Source organism: Streptomyces humidus, from assembly GCF_014649655.1.
In the GTDB taxonomy this organism is placed as follows: Bacteria; Actinomycetota; Actinomycetes; order Streptomycetales; family Streptomycetaceae; genus Streptomyces; species Streptomyces humidus.
The window spans coordinates 80,801-104,960 of the sequence record NZ_BMTL01000034.1 but is presented as its reverse complement, the minus strand read 5'-3'; the positions used below and the strand labels follow the sequence as shown (position 1 = coordinate 104,960).

Annotated in this window: 24 protein-coding genes; 13 read left to right on the top strand and 11 right to left on the bottom strand. The window is 72.2% G+C overall.

Annotated elements, in window-relative coordinates; translation table 11 throughout:
* Positions 1-43: 43 nt before the first annotated feature.
* A complete protein-coding gene (locus IE239_RS32570) occupies positions 44-1,444 on the bottom strand; it encodes an FAD-dependent oxidoreductase (RefSeq protein ID WP_190153044.1) in 1,401 nt (466 codons plus the stop codon).
* Between the two features lie 278 nt (positions 1,445-1,722).
* Positions 1,723-2,346, bottom strand: coding sequence for a DUF305 domain-containing protein (locus tag IE239_RS32565; protein WP_190153043.1), 624 nt, complete (start codon positions 2,344-2,346; stop codon positions 1,723-1,725).
* A gap of 203 nt (positions 2,347-2,549) precedes the next feature.
* Between IE239_RS32565 and IE239_RS32560 the strand changes: the two genes are divergently transcribed.
* Complete coding sequence (locus tag IE239_RS32560) at positions 2,550-4,052, top strand: LVIVD repeat-containing protein (protein ID WP_190153042.1); 1,503 nt, start codon at positions 2,550-2,552, stop codon at positions 4,050-4,052.
* On the opposite strand, the gene IE239_RS32555 is transcribed toward IE239_RS32560, so the two are convergent.
* From IE239_RS32555 to IE239_RS32540, 4 genes are all read right to left on the bottom strand, one after another.
* A complete protein-coding gene (locus tag IE239_RS32555) occupies positions 4,040-4,714 on the bottom strand; it encodes a TetR/AcrR family transcriptional regulator (protein WP_190153041.1) in 675 nt (224 codons plus the stop codon). The genes IE239_RS32560 and IE239_RS32555 overlap by 13 nt on opposite strands.
* Before the next feature lie 187 nt (positions 4,715-4,901).
* Positions 4,902-5,591 carry an HAD family hydrolase gene (locus tag IE239_RS32550; protein WP_190153040.1) on the bottom strand — a complete coding sequence of 230 codons (690 nt, stop codon included), beginning with the start codon at positions 5,589-5,591 and terminating at the stop codon, positions 4,902-4,904.
* A 239-nt stretch (positions 5,592-5,830) separates the two neighbouring features.
* Positions 5,831-6,556, bottom strand: a complete 726-nt coding sequence (locus IE239_RS32545; RefSeq protein ID WP_190153039.1) for a phosphatase PAP2 family protein — start codon at positions 6,554-6,556, stop codon at positions 5,831-5,833.
* Between the two features lie 319 nt (positions 6,557-6,875).
* Positions 6,876-7,418 (bottom strand): DUF5134 domain-containing protein, encoded by a 543-nt coding sequence (locus IE239_RS32540; protein WP_190153038.1) that lies wholly within the window; start codon positions 7,416-7,418, stop codon positions 6,876-6,878.
* Positions 7,419-7,743: 325 nt separating this feature from the next.
* Here IE239_RS32540 and IE239_RS32535 point away from each other — a divergent pair, with 325 nt between their 5' ends.
* Positions 7,744-9,363, top strand: coding sequence for an FUSC family protein (locus IE239_RS32535; protein ID WP_229878483.1), 1,620 nt, complete (start codon positions 7,744-7,746; stop codon positions 9,361-9,363).
* Positions 9,360-10,091, top strand: a complete 732-nt coding sequence (locus IE239_RS32530) for a MarR family winged helix-turn-helix transcriptional regulator (RefSeq protein WP_229878474.1) — start codon at positions 9,360-9,362, stop codon at positions 10,089-10,091. The genes IE239_RS32535 and IE239_RS32530 overlap by 4 nt, the downstream gene beginning before the upstream one ends.
* A gap of 176 nt (positions 10,092-10,267) precedes the next feature.
* On the opposite strand, the gene IE239_RS32525 is transcribed toward IE239_RS32530, so the two are convergent.
* Both IE239_RS32525 and IE239_RS32520 read right to left on the bottom strand, forming a co-directional pair.
* On the bottom strand, positions 10,268-11,032 hold the full coding sequence (locus tag IE239_RS32525; RefSeq protein ID WP_190153037.1) for a VOC family protein: 765 nt from the start codon (positions 11,030-11,032) through the stop codon (positions 10,268-10,270).
* Between the two features lie 164 nt (positions 11,033-11,196).
* Entirely contained in the window at positions 11,197-11,595 is a 399-nt protein-coding gene (locus tag IE239_RS32520; RefSeq protein ID WP_190153036.1) for a VOC family protein, read from the bottom strand.
* Positions 11,596-11,668: 73 nt separating this feature from the next.
* Between IE239_RS32520 and IE239_RS32515 the strand changes: the two genes are divergently transcribed.
* A complete protein-coding gene (locus IE239_RS32515; RefSeq protein ID WP_190153035.1) occupies positions 11,669-12,208 on the top strand; it encodes a GNAT family N-acetyltransferase in 540 nt (179 codons plus the stop codon).
* 108 nt (positions 12,209-12,316) lie between these two features.
* On the opposite strand, the gene IE239_RS32510 is transcribed toward IE239_RS32515, so the two are convergent.
* Entirely contained in the window at positions 12,317-13,000 is a 684-nt protein-coding gene (locus tag IE239_RS32510; protein WP_190153034.1) for a glycerophosphodiester phosphodiesterase, read from the bottom strand.
* A gap of 258 nt (positions 13,001-13,258) precedes the next feature.
* Here IE239_RS32510 and IE239_RS32505 point away from each other — a divergent pair, with 258 nt between their 5' ends.
* The 4 genes from IE239_RS32505 (at position 13,259) to IE239_RS32490 (ending at position 17,201) form a co-directional block, all read left to right on the top strand.
* Positions 13,259-14,656: a DUF6421 family protein gene (locus IE239_RS32505; RefSeq protein ID WP_190153033.1), complete on the top strand. Its 1,398-nt coding sequence runs from the start codon at positions 13,259-13,261 to the stop codon at positions 14,654-14,656.
* 41 nt (positions 14,657-14,697) lie between these two features.
* Positions 14,698-15,444 (top strand): SDR family NAD(P)-dependent oxidoreductase, encoded by a 747-nt coding sequence (locus IE239_RS32500; RefSeq protein ID WP_190153060.1) that lies wholly within the window; start codon positions 14,698-14,700, stop codon positions 15,442-15,444.
* Positions 15,441-16,511 (top strand): threonine aldolase family protein, encoded by a 1,071-nt coding sequence (locus IE239_RS32495; RefSeq protein WP_190153032.1) that lies wholly within the window; start codon positions 15,441-15,443, stop codon positions 16,509-16,511. The genes IE239_RS32500 and IE239_RS32495 overlap by 4 nt, the downstream gene beginning before the upstream one ends.
* A 96-nt stretch (positions 16,512-16,607) precedes the next feature.
* Positions 16,608-17,201 carry a transglutaminase domain-containing protein gene (locus IE239_RS32490; RefSeq protein WP_190153031.1) on the top strand — a complete coding sequence of 198 codons (594 nt, stop codon included), beginning with the start codon at positions 16,608-16,610 and terminating at the stop codon, positions 17,199-17,201.
* 180 nt (positions 17,202-17,381) lie between these two features.
* Here IE239_RS32490 and IE239_RS32485 read toward each other — a convergent pair whose 3' ends face one another.
* Positions 17,382-18,110, bottom strand: coding sequence for a lysophospholipid acyltransferase family protein (locus tag IE239_RS32485; protein WP_190153030.1), 729 nt, complete (start codon positions 18,108-18,110; stop codon positions 17,382-17,384).
* A gap of 393 nt (positions 18,111-18,503) precedes the next feature.
* On the opposite strand from IE239_RS32485, the gene IE239_RS32480 reads away from it, so the two are divergent.
* The 4 genes from IE239_RS32480 (at position 18,504) to IE239_RS32465 (ending at position 21,656) form a co-directional block, all read left to right on the top strand.
* Positions 18,504-18,926, top strand: a complete 423-nt coding sequence (locus tag IE239_RS32480; protein WP_190153029.1) for a TlpA family protein disulfide reductase — start codon at positions 18,504-18,506, stop codon at positions 18,924-18,926.
* Positions 18,927-19,113: 187 nt separating this feature from the next.
* Complete coding sequence (locus IE239_RS32475) at positions 19,114-19,623, top strand: flavin reductase family protein (RefSeq protein ID WP_190153028.1); 510 nt, start codon at positions 19,114-19,116, stop codon at positions 19,621-19,623.
* Positions 19,624-19,840: 217 nt separating this feature from the next.
* Positions 19,841-20,629, top strand: coding sequence for an electron transfer flavoprotein subunit beta/FixA family protein (locus IE239_RS32470; RefSeq protein ID WP_190153027.1), 789 nt, complete (start codon positions 19,841-19,843; stop codon positions 20,627-20,629).
* Between the two features lie 52 nt (positions 20,630-20,681).
* A complete protein-coding gene (locus IE239_RS32465) occupies positions 20,682-21,656 on the top strand; it encodes an electron transfer flavoprotein subunit alpha/FixB family protein (protein ID WP_190153026.1) in 975 nt (324 codons plus the stop codon).
* 64 nt (positions 21,657-21,720) lie between these two features.
* Here IE239_RS32465 and IE239_RS32460 read toward each other — a convergent pair whose 3' ends face one another.
* Positions 21,721-22,644, bottom strand: coding sequence for an endonuclease/exonuclease/phosphatase family protein (locus IE239_RS32460; protein ID WP_190153025.1), 924 nt, complete (start codon positions 22,642-22,644; stop codon positions 21,721-21,723).
* A gap of 181 nt (positions 22,645-22,825) precedes the next feature.
* Between IE239_RS32460 and IE239_RS32455 the strand changes: the two genes are divergently transcribed.
* Complete coding sequence (locus tag IE239_RS32455; protein ID WP_190153024.1) at positions 22,826-24,106, top strand: DUF6986 family protein; 1,281 nt, start codon at positions 22,826-22,828, stop codon at positions 24,104-24,106.
* Positions 24,107-24,160 lie beyond the last annotated feature (54 nt).

The following is a 24,160-nucleotide window of genomic DNA, read 5'->3' as shown; positions in this document are numbered from 1 at the left end:
GCGCCGCCCAGGCTGCCGGAGGTCAGGGGAGGAGGTCAGGAGGTCAGGAGGGCCGGTCCGCGGGACGCGAACGGCCGGCAGGCGCGGTCGCGGCGCGCGAAGGGCCGGCGGACCCGGCCGCGGCCCTCAGCGCCGCCCAGTCCGGCAGCTTCACCACGCCCCGTCCCAGAGAGGCTCCCAGCGCCGCCTCGGCCCGCTCGATCGCCAGCCACCCCGCCCACTCGACGGGGTCGGCCCCGATCGCCCGCAGCGCGTCCAGCGGCTCGTCGGGCAACCGCCGCCGCGCGAGAACGGGAGCGTCCTCCAGCAGGGACGTCGCCGTCTCCTTCGCGCACGGCCGGTTGGCGCCGATCACACCGGTCGGGCCGCGCTTGATCCAGCCCGCCACGTACTCGCCCGGCGCGACCGCGCCTCCCCGTACCACCCGCCCGGCGGCATGCGGCACCGTGCCGCTCACCGCGTCGAACGGCAGCCCCTCCAGGGGCGCCCCGCGATACCCCACCGACCGCAGCACCAACTGCGCCTCGACGACCTCGTAGCGGCCGGTGCCCCGCACGCCCCCGCGCCCGTCCGGAGCCGTCCGCTCCAGTCGCACCGCCCCCAACCGGCCTTCGACGGGGAGCAGTTCGACGGGGCGCAGGAAGAACCGGAGCCGGATCCGCCGCCGCACGCCACGGGCCGGCGCCGCCGCCCAGCCGCGCAGCACTTCCACGTTGCGTCGCTGCGCCGCCGGGAGTCCGGACGGATCACCGTACGCCGGATCGGACGCCAGCTCCGCCTCGTCGACGACCACGTCGGTGTCGGGCAGCCCGCCCAGCTCGCGCAGTTCCTTGGTGGTGAAGCGCGCCTGGGACGGGCCGCGCCGCCCCACCATGTGGATCTCGCTCACCCCGCTCGCCGACAGCGCGCTCAGCGCCGACTGCGGCATGTCGGTGGGGCTCAGCTCGGCAGCGCCGCGGGCCAGCATCCGGGTGACGTCCAGCGCGACGTTCCCGGCGCCCACCACGACGGCCGTGCGGACGTCCCGTACGAACCCGTCGCCGGCGGCGGAGTCCGGGTGCGCGCTGTACCAGGACACGAACTCCGTCGCCGACCAGCTGCCGGGCAGTTCCTCGCCGGGGATCCCGAGGCGCCGGTCGGACGCGGCGCCCACGCAGTACACGACCGCGTGGTACATCTCGCGCAGTCGGTCCACGGGGACCCCGTCCGCGCCCACCCGGACCCCGCCGAGGAAACGCACCCGTTCGTGTTCGAGGACCGTGCGCAGGCTGTGCTGCAGGGACTTGATCTTCTCGTGGTCCGGGGCGACGCCGTAGCGCACGAGCCCGTACGGGCACGGCAGGCGGTCCAGGACGTCGACGAACGCCTCGGGATCTCGCTCGACCAGGCTCTGAGCGGTGTAGACCCCACTCGGACCTGAACCGACGACGGCGACACGCAGCACGGCGGAACTCCTTGCCCCGGGTACGGAGGAGAACGCTGGTGTCTCCAGCATCGCACCGGCGCCGCTCCGCTGACAGGGCGCTGTGCTCTCGCGGCGCACGCGTGTCCGTTCGTACGGAACGTGACCATGCGATCGCCTTGGGTGTGTGCTAGAGCATCGTTTCTCGGCCTCCGTGCCCGCCCGGCGCCCCTTCCTGAGCGCTGTCCAGGGCTGACCGCCGTCCCTCGGTGCCGTTGCCCGGCCGCGCCGTCACCCGGACGGGCGGCCGGGTGACGGCGTCACCGCATGGCGCGCATCCGGGTGATCTCGCTCGTCTGCTGCGCGATCACATCGTCCGCCATCTCCTCGATCTGCACGTTGTTGCCCTGCGCCTTGACGTCCGCGGCCATGGTGAGCGCGCCCTCGTGGTGGGTGATCATCAAGGTGAGGAAGAGGGCGTCGAACGCCTTGCCGCGCGCCGCGCGCAGCTCGCTCAGCTGGTCCTCGCTCGCCATCCCGGGCATGACGGCGTGGTCGTGCCCGCCGCTCGCCGTGGTCTTGCCGTGCGTCGTGAGCCAGCCCTTCATGGCCTCGATCTCCGGACCCTGAGCCGCGGAGATGCGCAGGGCGAGCCGCTTGACGTCCCCCGACCGGGCGCGGTCCGGGACGAGCTGGGTCATCTCCAGAGCCTGGGCGTGATGCCGGATCATCATCCGCGCGTACGACACGTCCGCCGTGTTCGGGGTGTCGTCGTCGGCGCGCTGCTCGGCCGCTTCCTGGGCGGAGAGGGTGCGGTTCTCGTCGCCCGGCTCGCCGGGGGCGATCACCGAAGGGCCGTCCGCGCCGGACGGCTTGGCGTCCGGCCCGGAGTCGCAGCCCGCGAGGGCGAATGCCAGCAGCAGTGCGGCTGAGGCGAGGGGCATGCGGCGGAGCGGCACAACGACCTCCGGGGATCGGCGAGTTGAGGACGGGTCCGTCCTCGTCTGGATCTATGCACCACTGATCGCACTAATGAACAGAAAGATTCATGACGAGTGCGTTGCCCGCCCTTGATATGTGCATGATGAAGACGATACTTCGGAGCACCGTGAACCGTTCCCTGGGAACGGGGACAAGGGAGGATGCAGTGACCCTGTTGAACGATCCTCGAACACGACGCAGACGGCTGGGAGTCGCCGCCGCGTGCACCGGTCTCCTCGCCGCCCTCCTCACGGCGGTCCCGGCGGCCGCGACCCCCGACCCCGGGGACGCGCCCGCCGTGGAGCAGGAGGTCTCGCAAGGCGCCAGGGCCGAGGCGGCCGCGGCGATCGCCCAGGGCGAGATACCCGGGCAGGACGAGATCGTCCACTCCGCCAACATCGAGCACCTGGCGAACATCCCCAAGGACGCCCTGCCCGGCACCAACTCGGACCTGGCCTTCCAGGGCAAGTACGCCTTCGCCGGCAACTACGACGGCTTCCGCGTCTTCGACATCAGCAACCCGAAGTCGCCGAAGACGGTGGCCCAGGTGCTCTGCCCCGGCTCGCAGAACGACGTCTCCGTCTCGGGCGACCTGCTCTTCCTGTCGACCGACTCCTCGCGCAGCGACAGCAGTTGCCACAGCACCACCCAGCCGGTGACCGAGAAGTCCTCCTGGGAGGGCATGAAGGTCTTCGACATCAGCGACAAGGCGAACCCGAAGTACGTCGCCGCCGTGGAGACCGCCTGCGGCTCGCACACCCACACCCTGGTGCCCGAGCGCAAGAACGTCTACATCTACGTCTCCTCGTACTCGCCCAACGCCGCCTACCCCGACTGCCAGCCGCCGCACGACGGCATCTCGGTCATCAAGGTGCCCCGCAAGGCGCCCGAGCAGGCGGCGGTCGTGAGCTTCCCCGTGCTGTTCCCGGGCGAGGGCCCGGACGGCGGCGGCAACCCCGGCGGTCCGACCAACCCCGGGGTGTCCAAGACCACGGGCTGCCACGACATCACCGTGCTGCCGGAGAAGGACCTGGCGGCCGGCGCCTGCATGGGCGACGGCATCCTCTTCTCCATCAAGGACCCGGAGCACCCGAAGGTCATCGACCAGGTGCAGGACAACGTCAACTTCGCGTTCTGGCACTCCGCGACCTTCAACCAGAAGGCGAACAAGGTCGTGTTCACCGACGAGCTCGGCGGCGGAGGCGCGGCCACCTGCAACGAGGCGACCGGCCCGAACCGCGGCGCCGACGGCATCTACGACATCGTCGGCAAGGGGGACAAGCGCAAGCTCGTCTTCCGCGCCTACTACAAGATCCCGCGCCACCAGGCGGACACCGAGAACTGCGTCGCGCACAACGGTTCGCTGATCCCGGTGAAGGGCAAGGACCTCATGGTCCAGGCCTGGTACCAGGGCGGGGTCTCCGTCTGGGACTTCACCGACTCGACGAAGCCGAAGGAGATCGCCTACTTCGAGCGCGGCCCGCTGAACACCACCACCCTGCAGACCGGCGGCTCGTGGTCGGCCTACTACTACAACGGCTACATCTACTCCAACGACATCGCCAAGGGCTTCGACGTGCTGAAGCTGGACGACAAGCGCACGGACCCCGCGAAGCGGGTGCGGCTGCGCGAGCTCAACGTCCAGACGCAGCCGGACTACTTCGACTGATCCCCGGCCGGCAGATCTGTCGCGAAGAACCGCGACAGATCGCCGCCGCCCTTCCCGCCGGGCGCCTCGGCGTCCGGCGGGTCCCCCTGCTCCCAGTCGAGGCGGTAACGCGCGAACAGGTCGGCTCGCAGGGTGACCAGCGGCAGCGGCACGTTCGGCAGCACCATCGAGTAGACGGCGCCCATCAGTTGGGAGCGCAGCAGCGGGTAGTCGTGGCCGGCGTCCTGTGAGCTGTGCCGGGCCGCGGTGTCCCGCAGGAGTTCGGCCAGCCGCTGCTGCTCCGGGCACTCGAGGAAGCCCTCGGCCTGCAGCAGCCCCGCCATGTGCTGACGCATCAGCACCGTACGGTCCCGGGCCAGCCCGGTGATCGCGTCGATGGCCCGGGCCATCCGCTCCCGGCCGTCCTCGGTGTGCGGTTCGCGCTCCAGCGCCTCTTCCAGTGTGCGGTGCATCAGGCGGTGCACGGCCGACTGCACCAGCTGGCGCTTGCCGGGGAAGTAGTACGACACCAGGCCGCGCGCCGCGCCCGCCCGGTCCGCTATGTCGCCGAGGGTCGTGGCCTCGTAGCCACGCTCTCCCACCAACTCCACCGCGGCCTGCAGAAGCCGCTCCCGGGAACGCCGCCGCAATTCTTCATTGACCGAGGCGCTGCGCGGGGACATCCTGTAACTCCTGGGTTGACTGGCTGCCAGCCAACTATACTCAGGAACTCCGGTCGGCTCCGGAACGGAGCCCGCCGGGGTGGCGCCTGCTCTGGGCGACGCGGGGGATCGTCCAGAGTGGGCGCGCTTTTTCAGTCGTGGGGTCCTGAGGCCGCCGTCGCCGGGGCGTGCGCGGTGTTCTCGCCGCTCAGCCCACCAGCTCGAGCACCGCCCGCAGCCCGTCCGGGCGTTCCGCCGCAGGCAGATGGTCCACGAAGTGCACCGCGCAGCCCAGCGCGGCCGCCCCGCCGTCCGCCCGCCGGTCGTCGCCCACCATCAGGGTCCGGTGAGGTTCGGCCCCCAGCGCTTCGCACGCGATCGTGAACAGCCGTGCGTCCGGCTTCTGCACCCCGTGCTCGTACGACAGCGTGTACGTGTCGACGTATCCGTCGAGGCCATGCTCCCGGAACACGGGCCGCAGGTCCCAGCCGATGTTGCTGACCACGCCGACCCGCAGACCGCGCTCGCGCAACCCGCGCAGCACGGCGAGGGCGTCGGGGTACGGGGACCAGGCCGCCGGCGTTCTGTGCCGGTCGTACAAGGCGTCGTACAACGCCGGGTCCGGCAAGGGCACCTGACGGCACAGGGAGGTGTACGCGGCCCGGTGCAGCTCCGCGCTCTCGTCCCGTGCCCGCCACAGCCCGGCCAGCTCGTCGGGCACCCTCAGGGGAGAGGCCCCGCCCGGCAGGGCCCCGGCCGTCTCCAGGGCCCGCGCCGTCGCGGCCAGCTCCGGCCCGGGCATCGCGATGCCGGCCTCGTGCAGCACCGATCCCAGCCAGGACTCGGCGGACTCGATGCGGAAGAGGGTCCCGGAGAAGTCGAACAGCACACTCGTCATGGGGCGATCCTATGAACCCCGCCTCGGCCGGCGCCGGGCGTTCCGCACGCCCGGCATCGCCTCGCGGACGGCGCGGATGATGCGGACGACGCGGACGACGCAGCGGCGCGGACGACTGACGTTGCGGACGTTGCGGACCCGGACGGGAATCGGTGCCGGTGCGCGGAAGGCGCGGACGCGCGCACGCGTCGCTGCCTGCCACGCCGTGACGAAGCGTCACCCGAGGCTCCGCCACCACCTCAGATGCGCGGCCCGGCCGTCGAACTCGCCGCGTCCACCGTGGGCCTGGCCCGGTCCGGCCGCCCACGCAGGTGTGCCGCGATCGCCACCGCCACCAGGGTCGCGCCGAGCAGCCAGCCGGCCAGGACGTCCGAGGGCCAGTGCACCCCCAGCCAGATCCTGGTGAGTCCCACGCCCACCACGGAGATCACCGCCACCGTCAGCGCCGCGCACCACAGGAGGGGACCGGCGCCGTGCCGGTGCAGCAGCCACAGCAGGAGGCCGCACACCACCATGGCGGTCAGGGCGTGCCCGGAGGGATAGGCCGCGTAGTGCGCCGAGTCGACGGGGTCGGGCCAGACCGGGCGGGCGCGGCCCACGGCGGCCTTGAGCGCCTGCTGGATCAGCGTGCCCAGCGCGGCCGTGGCCACCAGCCATCCGGCGGTCCACCAGTCCGTGTGGCGCCACACCAGCCACACGGCCGCCGCCGCGCCCAGCAGTCGCATGGTCACCGGATCCCAGACCCAGTCGGTGAGGATGCGGCAGACCCGGGTGACGTCGGGATCGGCGACGGCCCAGCGGTGGGTGGTGCGGGCGACGTCGCGGTCGGCGGAGATCAGGGGACCCCACTCGCCCACGACGGGGACGAGGAGGAGGACGGAGCACAGGCCCAGGACCAGGGCGACGCGGGCGGCCGTGCGCTGGGCGACGGGAAGGGGCGGGGAGTCGGTGGACGGGTAGCGCATACGACGATCCTCGCCGACCGAGTGCGCCGGAGGCGAACGCGCCGTCCGGGAAGAGGTCCTGAGCCACCGTCGACCCGTGCGGGGCGCACACGGTTCCTCCCGCTCCGTCGGACGCTCAACTGCCCTTGTGGTCAGCTCGGTCGGTCCCGCCGGGCGGGCTCCGGCCTCCGCACGTGGCCTCTCGGCGGAGCCGGCGGGCGGGCAGTCCGGCGAGCGCGGTCCCGGCATCGGTGGCCGGGCCGGCACCCCATGAGCGGCGCACCTTCAGGAGTACGGCTTCACCCGGCGAAGGGACGCAGGTCATGCCCGTGACTCGAAGTCACATCGTCAGCAGCATGGCGAGCATGCCGATGCCCATCGACAGACGGCACGCCCGCGCCACTTCGGGCCGGTCACCCCAGGCGACGGCCGCCCCGCCCGCACCGGCGGCCGGCAGCAGCCTCACCCCGGCGAGAAGGACGTAACCGGTGAAGTACGCCAGCAGCGCGCCCGTCAGCACCGGGACTCCCGAGCCGCCGTGCCCGTGACTGTGCGAGGGCGTGCCGGCCATCGCCGCCGCCATGTACACCATGGCCCCGGCGCCCACCAGATGATGCAGATGATGCGCGTCCGTCCGGGCCGACCACAGCGCCCGCAGGGCTGCCGCGCCGAAGACCGCGGCGTAGGCCGGCCACGCCCACGCCGGTGGGGTGAACACGGCCGGCGGCACGGCCATCGAGGCCATGCCGAAGCCCATCAGGGCCTCGCCGCCCGCGGCTCTGCGCTGTTCCTCGACCCTGCTGCGCATCCGCAGCAGGCAGTAGGCCCCGGTCGCCGCACACAGCGCGACCAGCAGCCAGCCGGGCGAAGCCGGTCCGTGCACGCGCACCTCCCCGCTCGACGTTCACCGACCGCTCGGCGTCCACGCGGCGACGCGCAGCGCCCTGCGCGCTCGGTGTCCGCCGTCGAGGGATGCGATGCCCACACCGTGCCGTGCGCACGCGGGCGCAAGGGTGTATGCGGGGAGCATGCGAGGAAGCACGGAAGTATTTCATGAGTAAAACACATGTTAAATTAATGAGGTGAGCAGCGCGATTCCTCAGCGACCCCGCCCACGGCCCGGGCCCCGGTTCCGGCTCCGCTTCCGGCCGGGGCCCCGGCCCGAACCCCGAAAGCGCCCCGGACCCCGTTTCCCGCTCTCCGGCGTCCTGCGGCTCGGACGCCCCTCGGACATCTGGTTCAAGCCCGCTCTCAGCGTGATCGCCGCGGTCGCCCCGCCGAACCTGATCCTGCTGGCGCTCGGACGGCTGGATCTCGCGGTGTACACCATGGCCGGATCCCTGTGCGCCCTCTACGCCCACAACCGCCCTTACGCGGCGCGGGCCCGTGTGCTGGCGTGGGTGGTGCTCGGCATGACCGGCGGCCTGGCCGTCGCCCTGCTCGCCGCCTCGCTCACCGCGTCGCCCCTCGTCCTGGTCACCGTCGGCGCGCTCCTCGCGGCCGCCCAGAAGGCCCTGTGCGACGCCACCCGCCTCGGCCCGCCCGGCAACGTCGTCCTCACCTTCATCAGCTCCGCCGCGCTGTTCGTGCCGCAGACCCTCGGACAGGTCCCCGGCCATCTCGGGCCCGCTCTCGCCGCGGGCGGCTGGGCCTGGCTGATCGGCATGGCGCCCGGGCTGGCGCGCCCGCACGGCCCCGAACGACGAGCCACCGCGCACGCCCTGAACGCGGCCGCCGCCCACGTCGACGCGTATGCGGCGGGCGAAGGCGAGGACCGGGCCCGCGCCGGCGCGGCCGCCGCCGTGCACGCCGCCTGGCAGACCCTCCTGTCGGCCCGTGCCGGGCAGACGCGGCGCGGCCTGGAACGGCTCGTCGTGCGGGCCGAGATCGCCCTCGCCGCCCCCGCTGACACCGACCCGGCCCGGCTGCGCGACTGGGCCCGCGACCTGCGCGGCACCACCTCGGTCCCGCGCCCCGAGGACCTCGTCGACGACGACGAACTCATCGGCGTCGACGCCGGACTCGCGGTCGGCCGAACGTCGTCGAGGCGACGCCTCGGTCCTCTCGCGCCTCTCGCGCCCCTCGCGGCGCGCACGGCCCTGGGCTGTGCCCTCGCCGGATACGCCTCCTGCGCCCTGGGGATCGGCCGCCCCTACTGGGCGCTGGTCACCGCCGCGTCCCTTTACCAGGCGAACGTCACGCTCACCTGGAGCCGCGCGGTCCAGCGCATCGTCGGCAATCTCGTCGGCGTCCTCGCCTTCGCCGTGCTGGTCCCGCTCGCCCACCTCGCGCAGGCGGCCCTCGTCCTGGTCTGTCTCGCCCTCAACTTCGGCGCCGAGGCGCTGATCAGCCGCAACTACTGGCTCGGCAGCGTCTGCGTGACCCCGATGGCCCTGCTCATCACCGAGTTCACGCGGATCCAGGACCCCGGGCGGCTCATCGCCGAGCGGCTCGTGGACACCCTCGTGGGCGCCGCGGTCGGTTTCGCCGCCGCGATCGCCGTCACCGACCGCCGCGTCGGCGACCGGCTGGAAGCCGCTCTGACGGCGGTGGAAAGGACCCGGGAGCACGCCGCTCGCCTGGCGGCGGAGCCGCACCCCGCCACCGGAACCCTGGACGCGGCCCGCCGCGCACTGGCCGCCGCCCTGGTCGACCTCCGTGCCACCGCCGACGCCGCGGCCGGCGAGTGGTGGCAGCGCGCCCTGCCCCGGGAGCGGGTCGTGACGGCCGAAGAGTCGGGACACCGTACGCTCGCGGCGACGGTACGGCGTCAGGGGCTGCTCCTGGACCGGGACGCGAGCGTGAGAGCGGAGGACCTACGGCGATGACGGCGACGCAGGGACGGGCGGCGGCCGGGAACGGGGCGCGGGAGGGTTCGGCGGCCGGGAACACCCCGAGGGGAGGCCCTGCCGCAGAGACCCCGACCGCCACGGGTGCTCCGACCGTAACCGGCGTCCCGACCGCCACCGACGACGCCACGGCCACCGATGACGCCACGGCCACGGGTGACCGGGTCAGGAGCGGCGACCGGACCGCGGACGGCGAGCCGGCGAGGAGCGACACGGTCGCCGCCGTCGTACGGCAGTGGCAGACCGTCCGGCCCGACCTGGACACCGGGCCCATGGAGATCATCGGCCGGGTCAACCGCTGTGCCGCCCTGCTCCAGCAGGCCGAGGACGCGCCCCTGCGCCGGGTCGGACTGAGCCGACCGGAGTTCGACCTGCTCGGCGCGCTGCGCCGCACCGGCCACGAGCTGACCCCCGGCGAGCTGGCCCGCGAGACCTTCTCCTCCGGGGCAGCCGTCACCAAACGCCTCAAGCAGCTCACCGAGCGCGGCCTCGTGGAGCGCCGCGGCGACACCCGCGACCGCCGGGTCGCCCACCTCCGCCTCACGGAGGCAGGACAGGAACTCGTCGACGGCGTCCTGCCCGAGCAGCTCGCCTACGAGAGCGCGGTCCTGTCCGCCCTGGACGACAGCAGCCAGGGCGAACTGGCCACCCTGCTGGGCAAGTTGCTCAGCCGTCTGGAGGGGCACATGCGCGCGCTGCGGGTCTGAGCGGCGGCCTTGTCCGCCGACGACGCCCAAGGCTGCGCGGGCCGTGCGGAGAGAGGCGGCTCAGGTGGCTGTGCGGACGGGGCGGCCTCAGGGGGCTGTGAGGACGGGGGCGGGCTCAGAGGGCTGGGTCGCGGCGCGCGCCGTACCCCGTCGACGTCGAAGTCGACGTGCGACGTTCACCCCTCGTGGTTCGCGCGGTACACGCCGAAGGCGGCGCCGGGAGGGTCGCGGAGCACGGCGATCCGCGGGCCGTCCGGCATGGCGGTCGGTTCCATGAGCACGGTGCCGCCTGCCCCGACGGCGGTCCGCGTGGAGGCGTCCACGTCGCTCACCGCGAAGTACGGCAGCCAGTGCGGCGGCACCTCCGGCGCGAACTTCTCGTCCATCGTGATCATGCCGCCGAAGTCGGCGCCGCCGACGCCCCACTGCACGTAGTTCTCGGAGGAGCCGACGGTCCAGCCGAACACCGTGGTGTAGAACGTCTCCGCGCGCTCCGGCTCACGGGTCAGGAGCTCGACCCAGCCGAGCGAGCCGGGCGCGTTGAACAGCCCGGCGCCCGGGAAGGTCCGCGCCTGCCACAGCTGGAACGCCGCGCCGGCCGGATCCAGGGCGACCACGAAACGGCCCATGTCGAAGACGTCCATCGGACCGGCGAGGACCTTGCCGCCTGCCTCCGTGACCAGCCGTGCGCTGACGTCCGCGTCGGTCACCGTGAACAAGACGCTCCAGGCGCATGGCTGCGCCTGCTGATGCAGGGGCGTGAGCGCCGCGACGGCGGCCTCGCCGAGGTGCGCGACCGCGTATCCGCCCGCCCCCTGCCGGGGGTCGGTCCGCGCGCGCCAGCCGAACAGCTCCGCGTAGAACCGCTTCGCCTCCTGCAGGTCGCTGGTCCCCAGCTCGGCCCAGCAGGGCCCGCCGGGCACGGGCGCGTCGAGCTTCATGACGATCCTTCCGAAACGACGGGGACCCCTTCCAGCACGCTAAGCCTCGCCCCGGACGACGGCATCCGCTGACGGTCGCGGCAAGAATCCGCCGGTGGCGGGGCGGTCGCGGGTGGTGGCGGACCGGCCTGCGGGCATGGGCCGGAAAGGCCCCGCCCGGTGGTTCAGATGCCCGGGCGGTACCGGATCGGATGGTCCGCGGGCACCTCCACCAGCACGATCGGGGTGCCGTCCGGGTCCGCGATCCACATCTCGACGAGCCCCCACGGTTCCTTCGCCGGGGGACGGACGATCTCGACCCCCTTCGCCCGCAGCTCCTCGTGCGCGGCCGTCACATCCGCGACCTGCAGCCACAACCGCACCGCGGGATCAGGGGGCATCGGCGTCCGTGAGCGGCCGGAGAGCTCCAGGAAACCGCCGCCGAGGAAGTAGACGACCCCGCGGTCCGGCCCCGTCCCGAACTCGCGGAAGACGGCCAGCCCCAGCCGCTCGCCGTAGAAGGCGCGCGAGCGTTCGGGGTCGGTGGGACGGATCAGGGTTCTGCCGCTGAGTACGTGCACCATGCATCCTGATCCTAGCGGGGCGGCGTTAGGCTCGCCGGTGCCCCAGACATGCCAGAGACCGGAGACCGCCCGCATGGACACCGCCGCCACCGACCTGACCTTCCGCGACGCCACCCCCGCCGACGTCGACGCCGTCGTCCGGCTCATCGAGTCCGCCTACCGCGGTGACTCCAGCCGGGCCGGCTGGACGACGGAGGCGGACATCCTGCAAGGGCAGCGGACCGACCCCGACGGCGTGCTCGCGGTGGTCGAGGCGCCCGACTGCAGGCTGCTCACGGCCGAGCAGGACGGCCGGATCGTCGCCTGCTGCCAGCTCGAGCTCCGCGGCGGCCACGCCTACTTCGGCATGTTCGCGGTCAGCCCCACGGCGCAGGGCGCCGGCCTCGGCAAGGCCGTCATGGCGCAGGCCGAGCGCGAGGCGCGCGAGGACTGGGGCGTCACCGAGATGCACATGACCGTGATCTCCGTCCGCGAGGACCTCATCGCCTGGTACGAGCGCCGCGGCTACCGCCGTACGGGACGGATGACCCCCTTCCCGTACGGCGACGAGCGTTTCGGCATCCCGCAGCGCGACGACCTGGAGTTCGAGCTGCTGGTCAAGGAACTCGTGTGAGCCCTGCGAGTACGTCCGGTGGCCGGGCTCCGCTCCGCCTCGCGAGGCTCGGCGCGCGACGCCGCGTGCTCGACCGGCGGGATCCGGAAGAGGCGGGGAAGAGGCGGGCTACGCCGTGAAGCGGCCGGTCCGCCTGATCTGCGGGTAGTCGGTGGTCGCGCCGTCGAGTCCGAGGGCGCGGACGAGACGCAGCTGGTCCTGGGTGTTGACCACCCAGCCGATGATGCGGAGGTCGCGCTCGCGGGCCTTCTCGACGATCTCCAGGGTGAGCCGCCGGAGGTTGAGGCAGAGCGTGGCGGCGCCGGCCGTCACCGCCCGGTCCACGATGTCGAGGCCGTAATGGCTGCCGATGAGCGCGGTGCGCACCCCGGGGACCAGGCGCGCGATCTCCGCGACGGCCTCCTCGTGGAAGGAGGACACCTCCACCCGCCCCGTCAGGTCCCGGGCCCGGATCACCTCGGCCAGCGCCCGCGCCGCCCCGACGTCCTTGATCTCGGCCTGCAGCGGTGTGCGCACGGCGTCGAGGACCTCCTCGAAGACCGGCACACGTTCCCCGCGTCCCGCGTCGAGGGTCCGCAGCTCGGCAAGGGTCTGGTCGGCGACGGCCCCGGCGCCGTCGGTCGTGCGGTCCACGTCGGGGTCGTGCATGACCACGAGCGCGCCGTCCTTGCTCAGGTGCAGGTCGAGTTCGACGACGTCGAGGCCGGCCTGCTCGGCGGCGACGAAGGAGCGCAGGGTGTTCTCGGGCTCGACGCCCATCACCCCGCGGTGGCCGATGGTGAGGAAGTTCAAGGCGTGACTCGTTTCCGTCGACGGCTGGGCCGGGGGAGCACGTGAGCCGACGGCCGCGGGCAGGCCAGGACTCGCGTGCGTCCGGGGAGTTACCTACCCGCCCTGGCCGCGCGGAAGCGTCGCCTCTCCGGTGTCCGACAGGAAAAAGTGCGGTGAAGATGCGAGTGGGCAGGATAATTTCCCGAAGGTCCACTTGCTGGAGGAAACCTCGTATGCATACGGTGTCCTGACGCGAGGTTCTCCAGGGGAGGATGGGACATGACGGAAATTCTTGTGCAGGCAGCTACGGAGGATCGGGTTCCTCCGGTGGTCAGGGTGGTGGAGCACCCGGCGTGGCGCGTGCTCAAGGATGCCGTGGAAGGGATCCGGCCCTGGCAGGCGAAGGACGGATCGATCGACTTCACGGCCGAGGGCGCACCGCCGCGCACGGACGCCGAGCGGGCGGTCCAGCGGGTGATCGACGCCGTCGAGGAGCTCTCCCCGCTGCTTCCGCACGACGCCGACTACCACCGGGCCCTGGCGAAGGACCTGCGGGTCTGGGCCGACGGCGGCTTCGAGGTGCCGGACTTCCTCGACTCGCTGCTGGCCTTCCAGCCCGCCGCGAACCGCGCGGACGGCCTCCAGCACCTGGTCGTCTTCCCGATGTACACGCAGAACGGCAACCCGGACCGCAACCTCGAGGCGGTCGTGCTGCGCATGGTCTGGCCGGACTGGCTGGCCGAGCTGGAGCGCACCCGCTACGACAACCCGCTGTTCTGCGGCATCACCTTCGAGGACTTCACGGCCGGCTACGACACCAACTCGGCCGTCCTCTTCCCGGAGACCATCGCCGTCCGCGAGGCGCCGGAACGTTTCTCCTGGGGTGGCATCTTCTGCGACCGCGAAGCCGCCCGCTTCCGCCGTGTCACCGACGCCGCCGTCGACGTGCTGGGTCTGGAGCTTCCCGAGGACATCGCCGCCATGGTCCACGACCAGAAGCGCTGCGAGGAGGCCTTCGTGCTCTGGGACATGGTCCACGACCGCACCCACAGCCATGGCGACCTGCCCTTCGACCCGTTCATGATCAAGCAGCGCCAGCCGTTCTGGATGTACGGCCTGGAGGAGCTGCGCTGCGACCTCACCGCCTTCAAGGAGGCCGTGAAGCTGCAGGACGACGGGGTCCCGCAGGCCCGCGACGTCCAGTACGCGGTCCTCTTCGACCGTATGTTCCGCTTCCCCGTCACCGGCGAGCGGGTGCGCAACTACGACGGCCTCGGCGGCCAGCTGCTCTTCGCCTACCTGCACAAGCACGACGTCGTCCGCTGGACCGACAACCGGCTGCACATCGACTGGCAGCGCGCCCCGCAGGTCACCAACCAGCTCTGCGCCGACATCGAGCAGCTCTACCGGGACGGCATCGACCGCCCCAAGCTCGTCCACTGGTTCGCCGGCTACGAGCTGGTCTCGGCCTACCTCGCGCCGCATCCGGGCTCCAAGTGGGCCAAGGGTCCCGACGCGCTGGACCTGACCCAGCCGCCCCGCAAGCTCGTGGACGACGTGCTTCCGGACGAGTTTCCGCTGAGCATGTTCTATGAGGCACTGTCCAAGAAGCTGAAGAGCGTGATCGCCTCCACCAAGGGCATCACGGCGGACGGCGCCGAGCGGATCGCCGCGTGAGCGACCTGCGTACCGAGAACACTGCTCAGGAGGCGAGGAACATGGGGAACGGGGCTCTCAGCGGTGCGGTGATCGCGGTGGCCGGCGCGGGCGGACCCGCGGGCCGGGCGGCGCTGCTCAGGCTCGCCGAGGCCGGCGCGACCGTCGTCGGCGCGGACAACGACCCGGAACGTCTGGCGGAGGCCGTCGATGCGGCCCGCTACGGGGCCGGGGGCGCCACCGTCACCGGTGAGCCCGTCGACCTGCTCGATCTGGACTCGACCCGCGACTGGGCGCTGCGCGTCGAGAAGGACTTCGGCCGGATCGACGGCGTGGTCCACCTCGTCGGCGGCTGGCGAGGCAGCGAGACGTTCATCAAGACGAGCCTGGACGACTGGGACTTCCTGGAGCTGCTGCTCATCAAGACCGTGCAGCACACCTCGCTCGCCTTCTTCGAGGGCCTCCAGCGCAGCGCGCGCGGCCGTTACGTGCTGATCAGCGCCTCCAGCGCCACGAAGCCCACCGCGGGCAACGCCGCGTACGCCGCCGCCAAGGCCGCGGCCGAGGCCTGGACCCTGGCGCTCGCCGACGCCTTCCGCAAGGCGGGGGGCGCCGAAGGCCCGACCTCCGCGGCTGCGATCCTGGTGGTGAAGGCGCTGGTGCACGAGGCGATGCGCGCCGACCGCCCCAACGCGAAGTTCGCGGGTTTCACGGACGTCAAGGACCTGGCCGAGGCCATCGCCGGGGTCTGGGAGAAGCCCGCCGCCGAAGTGAACGGAAAGCGTCTGTGGCTCACCGAGCAGCCGTGAACCCTCCGAAGACCGATGCCCGCCGCCATCACGACCCCGAGGTCCGCGGCTTCGCCAGCGACAACTACGCCGGCGTGCACCCCGAGGTGCTGGCCGCCCTGGCCGTCGCCAACGGCGGCCACCAGGTGGCGTACGGGGAGGACGACTACACCGAAAACCTCCAGGGGATCGTCCGCAGTCATTTCGGGCCGACGGCGGAGGCCTTCCCGGTCTTCAACGGCACCGGCGCGAACGTCGTAGCGCTCCAGGCGGTCACCGACCGCTGGGGCGCGGTGATCTGCGCGGAGAGCGCGCACATCAACGTCGACGAGGGCGGCGCGCCCGAGCGCATGGGCGGTCTGAAGCTGCTCACCGTCCCCACGCCCGACGGCAAGCTCACCCCCGAGCTGATCGACCGGCAGGCCTGGGGGTGGGAGGACGAGCACCGCGCGATGCCCCAGGCCGTCTCGATCACCCAGAGCACGGAGCTCGGCACGCTCTACACGCCGGAGGAGATCCGCGCGATCTGCGACCACGCCCACGCGCGCGGTATGAAGGTCCACCTGGACGGCTCGCGGATAGCCAACGCGGCGGCCTCGCTGGACGTCCCGATGCGGACGTTCACCAATGCCGTCGGCGTCGACATCCTCTCCCTCGGCGGGACGAAGAACGGCGCACTGTTCGGCGAGGCGGTCGTCGTGATCGACCAGGACGCCGTCAGTCACATGAAGCATCTGCGCAAGCTGTCCATGCAGCTCGCCTCCAAGATGCGCTTCGTGTCGGTGCAGTTGGAGGCGCTGCTCGCCAGGGACCTGTGGCTGCGCAACGCCCGCCACGCCAACGAGATGGCCCAGCGGCTCGCGGAAGGCGTGCGTGCCGTGCACGGCGTGGAGGTGCTCCACCCGGTGCAGGCCAACGGCGTCTTCGCGCGGCTCCCGCACGACGTGAGCGAGCGTCTCCAGAAGCGGTTCCGGTTCTACTTCTGGGACGAGGCGGCGGGCGTCGTGCGCTGGATGTGCGCGTTCGACACGACCGAGGACGACGTGGACACGTTCGTGGCGGCGGTCAAGGAGGAGATGGCGCGCTGACTCCCGGCGGCTCAGGACACGACAGGACTGCATAGATATACGGTCACCCGAAAAGTCATTGACTCTCGGGTGATCGTTTTCCTATGCTCGGCGCTCATGGAGCTGACCCAGGAGAACCCTGACCTGTCCGCCTACCTGGCCGCGGACGAGGCCATAGACCATCACCATCCGCGGGTGCGGGCCACGGCGGCCCGCCTCGCGAAGAACGCGGAAGGCTCGTATGACTATGCGAGGCTGGCGTTCGAGTACGTCCGTGACGCCGTCTCCCACTCGCGGGACGCGGGCGACCCGCGGGTGACGTGGCGCGCCTCGGACGTGCTCGAGCAGGGGACCGGCATCTGCCACGCCAAGGCCCACGCCCTGGCCGCGCTGCTGCGCGCCGAGGACATCCCGACGGGCCTGTGCTACCAGCGGCTCGTGCACGACGCGGGTGACGGGCACGTCCTGCACGCACTGGTCGCCGTCCGCTTCGGCAGGGCCTGGCACCGCCAGGATCCGCGCGGCGGCAAGCCGGGTGTGGACGCGTGCTTCTCCCTGGACGGCGAACGCCTGGCCTTCGTGCCCGACCCGGCGGCGGGGGAGTCGGACCACCGGGTTCTCTACGCGGCGCCGCACCCGGCGGTCCTCGACGCGCTCAGGGCCGCGCCCGATCGTCCGCACCTGTGGCGGACGCTGCCCTCGGCGCTGTGAGCGCCCGCCTCGCGGGGCCCGACGCGCGGCGGTCCTCGACGCGCTCAGGGCCGCGCCCGATCGTCCGCACCTGTGGCGGACGCTGCCCTCGGCGCTGTGAGCGCCCGCCTCGCGGGGCCCGACGCGCCGGACCCCGCCCCGCACCCGGCGCACGGCGGGCGGCCGGGCCGGTCCCGGGGGTCAGCGCGACTCGGCCTCGCGCACCTGCTCCGGCGTGGGCGCGGTGCCGCCGAGGTGGGCCGGCATCCACCAGGTGTCGTTCGCGTCCTTGGGGCGCACGGGGTAGGCACGCTGGGCGGCCTCCAGCAGCTCCTGGACGCGCTCGCGCAGCTGACGGGTGATGGCCCCCGCGTACTTGTCGCGGGAGGCGTCCATGGCCTCGCCCACGCGGATGGTGATCGGGGTGTGGCTGCGCTTGAAGTTGCGCGGGTGACCCTTGGTCCACAGTCGCTGCGTCCCCCAAAGGGCCACCGGGACCAGCGGGACGCCCGCTTCCTGGGCCATGCGCGCCGCGCCCGACTTGAAGGTCTTCAGCGTGAACGACTGCGAGATCGTGGCCTCGGGGAAGACCCCGACGATCTCGCCCGAGCGCAGCGACTCCAGCGCGTGCGCGTAGGCCGTCTCGCCCTGCTTGCGGTCCACCGGGATGTGCTTCATGCCGCGCATCAGCGGACCGGAGATCCGGTGGCGGAACACGGACTCCTTCGCCATGAAGCGAACGAGACGTTTCTGCGGGAGCGCGGCCAGGCCGTCGAAGATGAAGTCGAGGTAGCTGATGTGATTGCTCACCAGCACGGCACCACCTGAGCGCGGGATGTTCTCCGATCCCTTGCAGTCGATCTTGAGGTCCCAGGCCTTGAACAAGGCCTGGGCCAGGCCGACGACGGGGCGGTAGACAAGCTCTGCCATGGGCGGGGCGAACCCTTCCTCACTCTTTGCCGGGGATGCCTCCCGGCGGCAAAGTTACGCAGCCGTAGGTTTACGGCATCTCGCAGATCGTGCCCGAAGAACGGCCCGGGAGCCAGCCCTGGTGCCCGGCGGCGGCGAGATCCTCGTCACGTGGGCTCCCTTGATCCACCTCGGGCTTTTAAATGGCCTTTACTTCGCGCGAACCGCGACGCGCCGTGCGAGCAGGTACATATCGCATCCGATGGGGTACCCGAACGCGGCATCGAGGAACGCGGCTGCGGTGGCGGCGAGGCCGAACGGGCCGGGCCCGGCGTCGGGCCGACGACCCGAGTTCCGCGGGAACGATTCCCGGGACCGGGAATCTTCGCGGTCCCGGGAACGCTGCACGACCTGATGACCGGACTGTCGGTGCTCGCGGCGGCGAGCGCCCACGGAGTGCCGCGACGGCGGCGGAGCGGGAGGGTGCGGGTGCCCGGGCGTGACGACGGCAGGCGGCTGGGGGCGGACCGGCTGGGCGGCGCACTCGGCGAGCGGGCCACCCTCGTACTGTTCTCCAGCGCCTTCTGCGCGCCCTGCCGGGCGACCCGCAGGGTGCTCGGCGAGGTGGCCGGCATGGTCCCCGGAGTCGCCCACGTCGAGATCGACGCCGAGGCGCGGCTGGACCTCGTGCGGGAACTCGGCATCCTCCGGACGCCGACCGTGCTGGTCCTCGACGCCGAGGGCCGCATCGTCCGGCGCGCGTCCGGCCTGCCCCGCAAGGCCGACGTCGTCGCGGCCCTGGGGGAGGCGGTGTCACCTGAGGGCGGGGAACGGTGAGGCATCTCCCAGTTGCCGGGACGGACTTGACTGTGCGTGCCGGCCGTCGTCAGCCTGACCGTATGCCTGAGGAACTCCTTCTCCACGGACGCGTCCACGTGGACCTGCTCCGTACCGCGAGCGCGCGCTGTCCGGTCCGTTGAGCGCCCACGGTCCGACCCGCCACCTCCCGCAGAAGGACGACGTCATGACGGCCACGCCCGGCCTGGGCCTTCCCCGGCTCGCCTCTCCCGACCTGCTGCGCTCCGTCTTCAGGCGGCACGCGGCCGGGGTCGCCGTGATCACCGCTTCCGGCGCCGCCGGGCCGGTCGGCTTCACCGCCACCTCACTGAGTTCCGTGTCCGCGGAGCCCCCGATGCTCTCCTTCGGCATCGGCGCCGCAGCCTCCAGCTGGCCCGCGGTGTCCCGGGCGGAGCACGTGGGCGTCCACATACTCGGCGAGCACCAGCAGGAGCTGGCGGCCACCTTCGCCCGGAGCGGCGCCGACCGCTTCGGCGCGCCGACCGCGTGGCGGGAGGGTCCGCACGGGGTGCCCGTCCTGGACGACGTGCTCGCCTGGCTGGTGTGCCGCGTGGTCGCGCGCGTGCCCGCGGGGGACCACCGCATCGTGCTGGCCGAGGTGGTGCTCGGCGACCCGGCGGGCGCGGGCCGTCCGCTGCTGTACCACCAGGGGCGTTTCACTGCTCTGAGGGATTGATCACCGCGCGGCCGCCGCGCGGGGTCGTCGGATTCCGATTACGCTGCGTTGCACAGGTCACAGTTCAAAGCGCTTGCTCAGCGGGAACCACCTGGGTGTACTGGTGAGTAATATTTCGGCCGTAGCGCAGGCCGCCCCAACCGGGATCGGCCGCTCGAGACGCCTATGCTGCCTGGAAGAAGGCAGCCAGAACTGACGATGCAGTAGGAGAGCCGGCGTGAGCTTGAGGATCGTTGTCACTGTGAAGTACGTGCCCGACGCCACCGGCGACCGGCACTTCGCCGATGACCTGACCGTCGACCGGGACGACGTGGACGGTCTGCTCTCCGAGCTCGACGAATACGCGGTCGAGCAGGCGCTGCAGATCTCCGAGAACTCCGACGACGACGTCGAGATCACCGTCCTGACGGTCGGCCCCGAGGACGCCAAGGACGCGCTGCGCAAGGCTCTCTCGATGGGCGCCGACAAGGCCGTCCACGTCGAGGACGACGACCTGCACGGCACCGACGCCATCGGCACCTCGCTGGTGCTGGCCAAGGCGATCGAGAAGGCCGGCTACGACCTGGTCATCTCCGGTCTGGCCTCCACCGACGGCACCATGGGCGTCGTTCCGGCCCTGCTGGCCGAGCGCCTGGGCGTCCCGCAGGTCACCCTGCTCTCCGAGGTCTCGGTCGAGGGCGGCACGGTCAAGGGCCGCCGCGACGGCGACGCCGCCTCCGAGCAGCTCGAGGCCTCCCTGCCGGCCGTCGTGTCGGTCACCGACCAGTCCGGCGAGGCGCGTTACCCGTCCTTCAAGGGCATCATGGCCGCCAAGAAGAAGCCGGTGGAGTCCTGGGACCTGTCGGACCTGGACCTGGAGGCCGGGGAGGTCGGCCTGGAGGGTGCGTGGACCAAGGTCGACTCCGCGACCCAGCGCCCCGCCCGCACCGCGGGCACGATCGTCAAGGACGAGGGCGAGGGCGGCAAGCAGCTCGCCGAGTTCCTCGCGGGCCAGAAGTTCATCTGACAGGCCCCACGCCGACCGCCCCTCAACTTCGTTTCGCAGGAGAGCAAATCCCATGGCTGAAGTCCTCGTCTACGTCGACCACGTGGACGGCGCCGTCCGCAAGCCCACCCTCGAGCTGCTGACCCTGGCCCGCCGCATCGGCGAGCCGGTCGCCGTCGCGCTCGGCCCGGGCGCCGAGAACACCGCCGCCGCGCTCGCCGAGCACGGCGCCGTCAAGGTCCTCACCCACGACGCCTCCGAGTACGCCGACTACCTCGTCGTGCCGAAGGTGGACGCGCTGCAGGCAGCCGTCGAGGCCGCGTCCGCCGGGGGCTCCCCGGCCGCCGTCCTCGTCCCGTCCTCCGCGGAGGGCAAGGAGATCGCCGCGCGTCTGGCGCTGCGCATCGGCTCCGGCATCATCACCGACGCCGTCGACGTGGAGGCCGGCGCCGAGGGCCCGGTGGCCACCCAGTCGGTGTTCGCCGCCTCCTTCACCACCAAGTCCCGCGTCTCCAAGGGCATTCCGGTCATCACCGTCAAGCCCAACTCGGCCGCGGTCGAGGCCGCTCCGGCCGCGGGCGCCGTCGAGGCGCTCAGCGTCTCCTTCTCGGCCCAGGCGACCGGCACCAAGGTCACCGGCCGCACGCCGCGCGAGTCGACCGGGCGCCCGGAGCTGACCGAGGCCGCGATCGTGGTCTCCGGCGGCCGTGGCGTCAACGGCGCCGAGAACTTCGCGCTCATCGAGGCCCTCGCGGACTCCCTCGGCGCGGCCGTCGGCGCCTCCCGCGCCGCCGTCGACGCCGGCTGGTACCCGCACACCAACCAGGTGGGTCAGACCGGCAAGTCGGTCTCCCCGCAGCTCTACATCGCCAACGGCATCTCCGGCGCCATCCAGCACCGGGCCGGCATGCAGACCTCGAAGACGATCGTCGCCGTCAACAAGGACGCCGAGGCCCCGATCTTCGACCTGGTCGACTACGGCGTCGTCGGCGACCTGTTCGCCGTCGTCCCGCAGCTGACCGAGGAGATCAACACCCGCAAGGGCTGATCCCCCTCGTAGTCGCAGCACTGCCTTGAGCCCCCGTGACCGCGCAGGTCACGGGGGCTCTGGCTCACCACAGACTCAACGAGGCCCGCACCGGGAGATGATCGCTCGGGTACTGGCCGTCCACGGTGAAGGTGTCGGTCCACTCCCGGTGGACCGTGACGCCGGGCGTCGCCAGGATCCAGTCGATGCGGTCCCCGCCCGGTATCAGCGGCCTGTATCCGTGGAACGTGGCATACGCTCCGCCACGCGAGCGTGCCGTGTCCCAGGTGTCCACCAGGCCGGTGGCGAGCAGCGCGTCGTAGACCGCGCTGTCGTGTGCGACGGCGTTGAAGTCGCCGGTCAGCAGCAGCGGCAGCGCAGGGTCGAACCGGGCGATCCGCGCGGCGATCAGAGCTGCGGCGCGCACGCGCGCGTACTGGCTCGCGTTGTCGAGATGGGTGTTGAGGACGACGAACTCCCGCCCGGCCGCGCGCAGATCACGGAAGCGGACCCAGGTGACCATGCGGGGATGGCCACCGCCCCAGGTGTTGGAGCCGCGCACCTGCGGGGTGTCGGAGAGCCAGAAGTGCTCGTGTGCCGTCGGGACGAGCCGGCGCGTGTCGTAGAAGACGGCCACCGCCTCGTCGTCGCCCACCGCGCGGCTGGTGCCGATCCAGTCGTAGTGCGGCCCGAGATCGGCCTCGATGTCGCGCAGTTGCCGGGGCCGGCCCTCCTGGGTGCCGATGACGTGCGGGGTCGCGCGGTGCAGCAACGCGCTCATCACCGGCCGCCGGTCCGCCCAGCTGTGGGGCTTCCTGCGGGACGCGAAGCGGAGGTTGAACGTCATGACCTCCAGCGGGGGCACGGGCGCCGACGGGACCGCCCCGCGCGACCGGCTCTCCTGCCGTCCGGCCGAGGATCTCACCATGCCGAGCAGGGGGACGGCCGCCGCGGCGGCCACCACGGTTCTCAGCCCCGCCCGCCTGCTCGGTCCGCTTCTGACGGTCATGTGTTCCCCCTCGTCCCGTGAGTCAGGATGAGGGGGAGAAGCCCTGTGCGGAAGAGGGCACGGGTGCGGCGGTGAACGGAAGGGGCACGCCGTGGACAGGGTGTTGACCCGCCGGAAGCCGCACGGATAACTTCGCCGTGCGGATTGTTGATTCCGTACAGCGGAAAACGGGAGGTGCGGCATGGGGCAGGGCCGACAGGAGACGGTGACGACTAGTCTCGCGGGCGCCGTCAGCGAGGGGATCAGCGCCTCCCTCGCGCCGATCGACGCCGAGCTCGACCGCCGCTACCCCGGAGACCCCGGCACCCGTCAGCCCGTCCACACCGTCTACGTCCCCGGTGACGTCTTCGACGCCCGCACCGTCCGCACCTGGGGCGACCGGGCCCTCGCGGCCCTCGACGAGCACGCCCCCGACGCGGCCGCCTTCGCCGGCTGCCTCGGCCTGTCCGACGAACTCGCCGAGCCCGTGTACGCGCGCGTACGGGCCAAACTGGAACGCGAGCCCGTGGAAGACCTGCGCGTCGACTTCGAGGACGGCTACGGCCCCCGCCCCGACGCGGAGGAGGACGCGGCGGCCGCTCGGGCGGCCCGGCTGATCGTCGAGGCCCACACCAGGGGCACCGCGGCCCCCTACATGGGCATCCGCATGAAGTGCATGGAGGCGGCGGTGCGCGACCGGGCCATCCGCACGCTCGACATCTTCCTCACCGGTCTGACCGAGGCCGGCGCACTGCCCGGCGGACTGGTCCTCACCCTGCCGAAAGTCACCTACCCCGAGCAGGTCACGGCGATGGTCCGGCTGCTGGAGGCCTTCGAGCGGGCGCGCGGGCTGGACGCCGGGCGGCTCGGCTTCGAGATCCAGATCGAGACCAGCCAGGCCGTCCTCGCCGCCGACGGCACCGCGACCGTCGCCCGCATGATCCAGGCGGCCGGGGGGCGGGCCATCGGACTGCACTACGGCACCTTCGACTACAGCGCCTGTCTGGGGGTCTCCGCCGCCTACCAGGCGGCCGACCACCCCGTCGCCGACCACGCCAAGGCGGTGATGCAGGTCGCCGCGGCCGGCACCGGCGTACGGGTCTCGGACGGTTCCACGAACGTCCTCCCGGTCGGCCCGACTGCGAACGTCCACGACGCCTGGCGACTCCATTACCGTCTCACCCGCCGCGCGCTGGCCCGCGCCTACTACCAGGGCTGGGACATGCACCCCGGCCACCTCCCCACCCGCTACGCGGCCGTCTTCGCGTTCTACCGCGAGGGCTTCGCCCAGGCCGCGGAGCGCCTGTCCCGGTACGCACACCGGGCCGGCGGCGACATCATGGACGAACCGGCGACCGCCAAGGCCCTCAGCGGCTATCTGCTGCGCGGTCTCGACTGCGGCGCCCTCGACCCGGCCGAGGTGAGCGGCGCGACGGGACTGTCGCGGACCGCCCTGGAGGGCTTCGCCGCACCGCGCCGGTGAGCGTGTGATGGCCGGCCGGTGCGCGGACGCCCCGGCCGGCCACCGCCCCCGGAA